This window comes from Paenibacillus filicis (assembly GCF_038070315.1).
Lineage (GTDB): Bacteria > Bacillota > Bacilli > Paenibacillales > NBRC-103111 > Paenibacillus_G > Paenibacillus_G filicis.
In genome coordinates, this window is the sequence record NZ_JBBPCC010000023.1 from 134,091 (window position 1) to 141,689 (window position 7,599).

Here is a 7,599-nt window from a genome sequence, read left to right on the forward strand (position 1 = left end):
AGTGGTATTTTTGAAACAGTCTTCGTTTTCGCTTGCAGCGGCTGCATGTCAGGTAGGTATGCTTCCGAACTAAGCGGGTTACCCGGGAGGGATATTCCTTTGAAGGACTGCTTAGTCCAGTCGGAATCAACCGGTTAGGAGAAGCTTACGCTGCGTCAGTCTCCACCGCCGCCACAGCTGCTGCAGGAAGAGCCTGAGGAACAGCTGGAGGACGAGCCATCGGAAGAAGAGCCATCGGATGAAGAGCAACCACTCCCGCCACCGTCACCGTGTCCGTCCGAGTCATGACGGCTATCCTCCCAGAACGTCGCTCCACAGGCACTGCCGCACGAAGAGCTGGATGACATCGCCTGCAGCTTGGACTCCTCTTGCATGAAATGCTGCTTCATCAGTCCGTCGAAATCCATAAGCTCCGCAGCTGAGTAGACCATGAGGGCTCCCGCAAGATAAGGCATATAATCGGGAGAGCCAGCTGCTGGCTTGTCGGCCTGGTACGTGGCCCCGGGGTTAGCGTCCTCAGCCTGCTCCATGGCTTTCTGGGAGAGGGAGCGGACTGCAAGGTGAATGTCTTCGTCTTCAGAAGCCGCGGCCCGGTTGAACCGGCGGTCGATCACCTCGCTCTGCGTCGCCGAGCGCAGCTCCTCAAGCATCCCGGTGCTAATCGGATGGCGGAAGAACGGTCCCCAGATTCTTGCCGAATACGGAGTGGGGACGAACATCTGCGCGTACACCCAGTCGAACCAGGCCCGTCCGCCCGGATCGGGTCCCGAGGCTTCTCCGGTATGTGGAGCATGATGTATGGTCGATCCGACGAACGTTTCTCCGAATTGATGGTATTCCCGGGTAAACATCAGCATCTCATGCCAGATATCATCGACGGCTTCACTGAACATCGGCACGTCGCGGAGAACCGCCGTCATCAGAAAGTACCGTTTGAGCTCCAAGAGCTTCCATTTGAACTCGGCATCACTCATGGCAGGCTGGTGAGCCTGTACCCGTTCCTTAATTTTAGCTTCATAGGGGCCGCTGAGAGCGCCCTCAAGTCTCCGTACAGCAGACTGCAAGGGGATATGCGCTTGCAGGCCCAGCATGTCGGGCAGAGGCGTATCTGCATAAACAGGAGGAGCAGGGGGATTAACCCTGCGTGCAGAACGGGCCGAGTTGCTGCTGACCATGACCCGCACGAGCCAAACGACGGCGAGAACGATGATGAAAATAATAAGTCCGGACATATCTGGCCTCCTTGCGAAACAAGAATGCCGCTAGCCTGGGCTTGGCGGGTTATTTTCATTTTACCATAGTTGGAAATCCATGAGTTCTCTTTTACTGAGTCATTTTCCGAAAAAATCTCGCTCACATTTTAGACACATTTTTTTAATCATTTTTTCAGCTTCGGTTAAGCTGGCATTATTGTTTCCCCGCTATATTGTGGATGGCGGTTAAACGGCCCCAAAGTTGGAAATGGCTGTAGCAAGGATATGTGGAACGATTAGGGGGTTTCGATGTGCTTGAGGTCAAACAGGTAAGCAAGCTCTATGAGAACCAGAGGGGCGTTCACAACATTGATTTTTCGATGACGCGGGGTGAAATTGTCGGGTTCCTGGGGCCCAACGGCGCCGGGAAGACAACCACGATGCGCATGATTACCGGCTACTTGAACCCGACCCGAGGCTCGATCGCGATTGACGGCCTGCCGATGGCAGACCATCCGAAGAAGGCCCGGCAGAAGATCGGCTATTTGCCCGAGACACCGCCGCTATATCCGGAGATGTCGATCACGTCGTACTTGAAGTTTATCGCCGACCTGCGGGATATTCCGGTCCGTGAGCAGAAGACGAGAATCGGTGAGGTTATCGAGCGGCTCGGTCTCCAAGGCAGGGAGCGGCAGATCATCCGCAGTCTCTCCAAAGGGTACAAGCAGCGGATTGGACTGGCCCAGGCGATTCTTCACGGCCCGGACCTGCTCGTGCTGGACGAGCCCACCTCGGGCCTCGACCCGAAGCAGATTATTGAGATCCGCGCGCTGATCCGCGAGCTTGGCGAGAACCATACCGTGCTGCTCAGCACGCATATTTTGCCCGAGATCAATGCGCTCTGCAACCGGGTGCTTATTATTCATCAAGGCCGGATCGTGCTGGACGGACAGCCGGACCAGCTGGCGAATTCCTTGAACGATACCTTCGAGGTGTCGCTTGAGGTGAAGGGAGACCGCGACACGATTCTGACCGAGCTTCGCGGGACGCCCGGCGTTACAGCTGTCCGGGAGCTGAACGATGCACCAGAGTCTGCCTTGGCTGCGGGGATCAAGACGGAGGATACGGCTGTGGAAGCAGCTGGCGGGGCCGAGGATGCCCTTGTGGACGGTCTGGGCTCGGATGCCCGATCTGGCGATACGGAGCCTTCACAGTTGGCGGCCGCAGATAGCACGGGCACCGTGAAGGTGGTCGTCGAGTCGGCTGACCGTCAGGATATCCGTGAAGCTGTGTTCTACAGGCTCGCTGAGAAACGGCTACCGATTCTGTCCATGAAGAAGGAAAGCCTCAGTCTCGAGGATATCTTCCTGAAGCTGACCACAGATGAACGGCTTGATGGCAACGAGGCTGCGGACGGTGGGCAGACTCAAGCCGGGGAGACCTCCGGATCGGCAGAATCTGCAGCAGATAGAGGAGGTGACTCGCATGCGTAGAACGATGGCCATGACCCGCAAGGAGCTTCAGATGTACTTCTATTCGCCGATCGCGTATGCGGCGTTCGCTTTCTTCTTCGTGATTGCCGGGTATTTCTTCAGCGCGAACTTCCTGTACCCGCCGTACGTGGTAGATGTGCGGCCTGTGTTCGGGAACATCACGTTCGTCTTTCTGTTCATCGTGCCTCTGCTGACGATGCGCCTCGTATCCGACGAGTTGCGCCAAGGTACGGATGAGCTGCTGCTCACCTCGCCGATCAGCATTGCTGAGATTGTCGTCGGCAAGTTTGCCTCGACGCTGGCGGTGCTGCTGCTGCTGGTCGTAGGCAGCCTGCTCTATCCGCTCATCCTGAGCGCTTACGGTCCGCTCGATCAGCCGGTACTGTGGCTGTCTTACCTGGCGATGTTCCTCGTCGGAGCGGCGATGATGTCCGTCGGCCTGTTCGCCTCCACGCTGTCTTCCCATCAGATGGTGTCAGGGATTGCTTCCTTCGCCATCCTGCTCGTCTTCTGGACGATCGAATGGCTGGGCGACACGATCGGCGGCAAGGTGAAGGATTTCCTCGGCATGTTCTCCATCGTCTCCCGGGCGGGAGACTTGCAGAAGGGCGTGCTGGACTTCGCCGACGTGCTGTTTTACGTGACATTCATTCTGGTGTTCCTGCTCCTGAGCATTCAGGTGCTGGAGCGCAAGCGCTGGAGATAACAGGCGCATAGAGCCGGCAAGCTGCCGGCCAGCGCCGCCGAAGAAGGGGGAAGGTGCAAGGTGAACAAGTGGATCCGCGGAACGAATGCGACCGTGCTGTCGCTGGCGGTGATCGGCATCTTTATCGTGCTGACGATTTTTCTGAACTCAGCCAAAAACCTGCAGGTCGATTTGACCGAAAACAATAAATTCACGCTGTCCGACCAGACGAAGCAAACGCTCGGGACCCTGGATAAGGACATCAAGATCATCTCGCTGACGACGACGGATACGAATCCGTACATGAAGCGGGAGGTCACCGAGCTAGTGCAGGAATATAAGAAACGTACGGGCAAGATCACGTTCGAGGAGTACGATGCCGTTCAGAATCCGGCCGTAGCCAAGCAGTACGAGGTGAGCCCAGCCGGGACACTGGTGGTCCAAAGCGGCAACCAGAAGAAGACATTGAACTTCTACGACATGTTCCTGCCTAGCCAGCAGAATCCCAATGGGTACAGCTTCGCCGGCGAGGAGAAGCTGACGCAGGCACTCGTCAATCTCGATGTGAAGGAGAAGCGCAAGCTGTACTTCCTCTCGGGGCATAACGAAATTCCGCTGGCGGAAATGGGCCTGTGGCGTACGGGCCTCGAGGATGCCAACTATGAGGTCAAGGAACTCAACCTGCTTCGCGACGGCAAAATCCCGGATGACGCCGAAGTGCTGGCCATCATCGGTCCGGAGAACGATCTGAGCGACCAGGAGGCCGATCTGATCAAGACGTTCCTCTCCGGCAAGGGCAAGCTGTATCTGGCGCTTGGGTTCAATCCCGATATGTCGGCCGCTTGGAAAAATCTCGACGGCGTCATGTCGGCCTACGGGATCAAAGACCAGCACGCTGTCGCCATCGAGCCGAAGCAGAGCGCGATGAACAGCCCGCTGAGCATCGTGCCTGAGTATAGCGGCCATGAGATTACACGCAAGCTGCAGGAATACAACCTGTTGACCGTGATGACACTGGCCGTTACGCTGAATGCCGATCAGCCCAACGCTGACTTCCCAGCGACGCCGATTCTCAAGACGACGGCAGCTGCCTATGGGGAGACCGATCTGAAAACCTTGTCCGCGCAAGGGTCTTCCAAGAAGGATGCGACAGATGTCGCCGGTCCGCTGAATCTCGGTTATGTGGTGGAAAGCAAGGATAAGAAGCCGAAGGCGGTCGTGCTCGGCGGGTCAACGTTCCTCGTAGACCAGTTCATTCAGATGCAGGGCAACCGGGACTTCGCACTGAACAGCATCGGCTGGCTGCAGGAGCAGACCGATCAGGTTACGATCCGTCCGCGGGAGGGAGACAACCTATCGACCGCGCTCGTAACCAATGAGCAGGCGAACTTCATTTTCCTCGGTACGGTCATACTCTTCCCGCTACTCTTCCTGCTGATAGGCGGAGGAATCTGGTGGAGGAGGAGAAAAGGATGAAACGGCTGATCCCGACGATCGTGTTGGTCGTCCTCTGCATCGGCGGGTTCTGGTACGCATCGAGCCGGGATTTCTTCCGGGAAAAGTCTCCGGAGACGCCGGGTCTTGTAGCTGTGAACAAGGATAATGTGACGGGCTTCACGATCCATGCCGGAACGACGGACATCGTCATAGAACGCAAGGATAACGCATGGACGATGGTCAAGCCTTCCGCGCTTCCGCTCACCAAGGAGGATGCCGATGCTTGGGTGGATACGTTCACCTCGCTGAAGAAGGATAAGATGGTTACGGAGGCGGCAACCGACCTTGGACAATTCGGCTTGGCGGAGCCCAAGCAGCGCTACACCGTCAAGCTCGCCGGAGGCGGCGAGCAGACGCTGGAGGTCGGCGATGCGACGCCGGTCAGCGGCTCGTCGTATGCCAAGCTGGGAGGCTCGAGCACGGTATTCCAATTGGCGGATGCCACGTTGCAATTGTTGGCCAAGCAGCCGATTGATTTCATGGAGAAGACGGCTGTGAAGGTGGAGTATGAGAAGGTTCGGGCACTGACCGTGCAGTGGCAGGGGGCGTCCTGGACACTGACCAAGGCGGAGCCGGATAAGTCCTCATTCGAAGCCAAGTGGAAGCTCGGCGATCGTGAGCTGGCAGGCACCGATGCTACCGGCTATATGGATCGGGCAGCCTCACTGGTCACGGAGCAGCCCGTGAAGAAGGCATCGGAGGTAGCCGGCCTTGACCATCCGGACCTGCGTCTCACGCTGAAGACCACGGATGACAGCGGGAAGGAAGCCGATACCGTCTATGTCGGCAAAGCCGCGGGAGAATTCGTATGGGTAGTCCGGGAGGGCGGTGAATGGGCCTTTGCGGTTCCGTCCGGAGCTGTACAAGAGCTGGCTGATCAGGGCAAGGAGAAGCCAACTGCGGAGACGCCCAAGGCTGACGGGGAAGCTCAACCGTCCGGATCGTAACCATCGATGAGATAGCAACTAAGTATAAGCAAAAAAACGTACGAGCGAACTCGTACGTTTTTTTGCTGTATACGCGGATCGTCACCAAGCTAATGTGTTCAGCGACACAAACATACATTCATTAAAACTGCGACACAAATGTGCTGCTTCTATTCGTATCGCAGTTTTGTATTTTTTTAGTTTAGTTTCTTTCGGCGTTTTTTAACTGAATTGAATGGACATTCATATATAATCTCATCGGTCTTATTTTGCGTTGGCACTTTTGTGTCATTGGACAATTTCTGTTGTCCAGATATGGCTTGTGTCACAATCAAAGTTTTCTGCTGATTGATTCATTTACTCACCGCCTTTTGATACATAATCGTTAGAAATACTTTAGTTGATCTAATGACTTCACTTTGATTACTCTCAACAGTGTTATTTTGCACAATCAGATCTTCAGTAGTTGATCTAAGTTCGGAGCTACTAGTTATCTCATTAGTCCGTTTAAGATTGGCTAACTTATTTCGGCTTGATCTATTTTTAACAGCATGCTGCTCCAAATACCGCTGGTAACACTCAATTGGATCATCCGCCGCGGAAATGTGAAGAAGTTTGTTTTTTCGAAGCTTATTAATTTGCTTCCGTATTTGTAGACTATGCGGAGTTATCCCCCACTTCCCTGTAGCTGCTAAAGCACCGAATTCACTCCCATCTGGGAGAAATGATTGGATTACTCTTAGATCGTCCATATTAATTAACATTTGGAAATTCAATAGGTCTGTTTTCTTGTAACAGGGGTTTACTGTGTTATGTAAATCGTTCACTATTTCCAATAGGAAAAGCAAAGATACTGAACAAAGGATATCGAAACTCCTACGCCGAAGCATAGGAGTTTATTTTTTAGTTTTTCATGAGCAAGTGTTCTGTATAGAGAATGGTGGCCACAGTGGTGCTGGGGATGGATCTGATTCTATACTAAATACAAGCTGAAGGCTTATTAAAAAGGAGTATAAGATAGACTGGCGCTAAACGAGAGTTGGGTGATATCAGCTGCTGAGGGATCGGTCGACATAAGCGTCCTTACACGAATACCAATACGATCACCCTCAGCGACTATTAACGATCCCCCAACATTTCTATTCGTTGCGGTACGGAACGTACCGGCTGTAATGACCGTATTCGGAAATCCGAAGCGAACCGAGCTAGTCAGCGGAGTTGTCACGTAAGGTGCGGAAATATGATCAATCCCAGTATTAGGAACTGACGGTGCGCGGAATACTGTAAACTCATACTGAAGACCGAGGGTGTTTATAGAAACCACAGATGCAACTAATAAATCTACACTTATTTGTAAATCTTGAACGGTACCCGCATGTGGAATTGGGAAAGCAAAACCACCTGCTTCGGGCGGCATAGTTGATTCTCCAGAACCGCCAATAACTTCAACTGTGTGATTTCCAAAACCCATTAAAATTGGAGCGGCTGATACCACTGTAGCACCACTGATGATGATACCCGTTGAAAATGGAATTAATCCTGCACCTCCAGCTGCTCCTGTTGAACCCGTTGCCCCAGCCGGACCAGGTATACCTTGGGCTCCAGGAGCACCTGTTGCTCCAGCCGGACCGGGTATACCTTGGGCTCCAGGAGCACCTGTTGCTCCGGCCGGACCGGGTATACCTTGGGCTCCAGGAGCACCTGTTGCTCCAGCCGGACCGGGTATACCTTGGGCTCCAGGAGCACCTGTTGCTCCGGCCGGACCGGATATACCTTGGGCTCCAGGAGCACCTGTTGCTCCAGCC

Annotated in this window: 7 protein-coding genes; 4 read left to right on the forward strand and 3 right to left on the reverse strand. The window is 54.3% G+C overall.

What is annotated here, in order from left to right; translation table 11 throughout:
- Window positions 1–155: 155 nt before the first annotated feature.
- Entirely contained in the window at window positions 156–1,232 is a 1,077-nt protein-coding gene (locus WMW72_RS28160; protein ID WP_341418917.1) for a glycine-rich domain-containing protein, read from the reverse strand.
- Window positions 1,233–1,504: 272 nt separating this feature from the next.
- Between WMW72_RS28160 and WMW72_RS28165 the strand changes: the two genes are divergently transcribed.
- The 4 genes from WMW72_RS28165 to WMW72_RS28180 are packed head-to-tail and all read left to right on the forward strand — an operon-like array spanning window position 1,505 to window position 5,815.
- Complete coding sequence (locus WMW72_RS28165) at window positions 1,505–2,686, forward strand: ABC transporter ATP-binding protein (protein WP_341418918.1); 1,182 nt, start codon at window positions 1,505–1,507, stop codon at window positions 2,684–2,686.
- The gene (locus tag WMW72_RS28170) at window positions 2,679–3,392 is read left to right on the forward strand and encodes an ABC transporter permease (RefSeq protein ID WP_341418919.1); all 714 of its coding nucleotides are present in this window, start codon (window positions 2,679–2,681) and stop codon (window positions 3,390–3,392) included. The genes WMW72_RS28165 and WMW72_RS28170 overlap by 8 nt, the downstream gene beginning before the upstream one ends.
- 60 nt (window positions 3,393–3,452) lie before the next feature.
- Entirely contained in the window at window positions 3,453–4,847 is a 1,395-nt protein-coding gene (locus WMW72_RS28175; RefSeq protein ID WP_341418920.1) for a GldG family protein, read from the forward strand.
- The gene (locus WMW72_RS28180; protein ID WP_341418921.1) at window positions 4,844–5,815 is read left to right on the forward strand and encodes a DUF4340 domain-containing protein; all 972 of its coding nucleotides are present in this window, start codon (window positions 4,844–4,846) and stop codon (window positions 5,813–5,815) included. Before WMW72_RS28175 ends, WMW72_RS28180 begins: the two co-directional genes overlap by 4 nt.
- A 979-nt stretch (window positions 5,816–6,794) precedes the next feature.
- Here the strand turns inward: WMW72_RS28180 and WMW72_RS28185 are convergent.
- Together WMW72_RS28185 and WMW72_RS28190 are read right to left on the reverse strand one after the other, a co-directional pair.
- On the reverse strand, window positions 6,795–7,289 hold the full coding sequence (locus tag WMW72_RS28185) for a hypothetical protein (protein ID WP_341418929.1): 495 nt from the start codon (window positions 7,287–7,289) through the stop codon (window positions 6,795–6,797).
- A 38-nt stretch (window positions 7,290–7,327) separates the two neighbouring features.
- The coding region (locus tag WMW72_RS28190) for a hypothetical protein (RefSeq protein ID WP_423227609.1) at window positions 7,328–7,599 on the reverse strand (272 nt) is incomplete at its 5' end.